Annotated in this window: 1 protein-coding gene; it reads right to left on the bottom strand. The window is 64.1% G+C overall.

What is annotated here, in order from left to right:
* Positions 1-189, bottom strand: a 189-nt coding sequence (locus EN807_RS33570; protein WP_135938023.1) for a hypothetical protein, incomplete at its 3' end; no start/stop codon positions are given.
* Positions 190-340: the final 151 nt, after the last annotated feature.

A 340-nucleotide genomic window follows, 5' to 3' on the forward strand; every position in this document is an offset into this window, starting at 1 on the left:
GGGAAGCTCGCGCAGTCGAAACAGGATGCCGCGCTGGCAGTCCATGGCGCGGCAGAGCGTCTCCAGGATGACGTCCATCTCGCGCTGCCAGTCGCCGGCCTCTCGGAGCCGGCGCACGACGCGGACAGCCGCCATTGCCGCGCCCTGGCGGGTGGCTTGCGTGTCGGTGCGCGCGGCTGCAGCAGTCATGTCTAACACGTCACCCAGGGCCAGATCGGCAAGATATGAAATTGAGCACACAGGCTCGGAAAAATCGACCACGGTTTCCCGCAGGAACCATACGCAGGACCAAAATGCTACAGCGTTCTTTGCGCATCCGGAAGGATGCGCGGCGTCGATG

The sequence above is a fragment of the Mesorhizobium sp. M5C.F.Ca.ET.164.01.1.1 genome (assembly GCF_004792125.1).
Classification (GTDB): Bacteria; Pseudomonadota; Alphaproteobacteria; order Rhizobiales; family Rhizobiaceae; genus Mesorhizobium; species Mesorhizobium wenxiniae.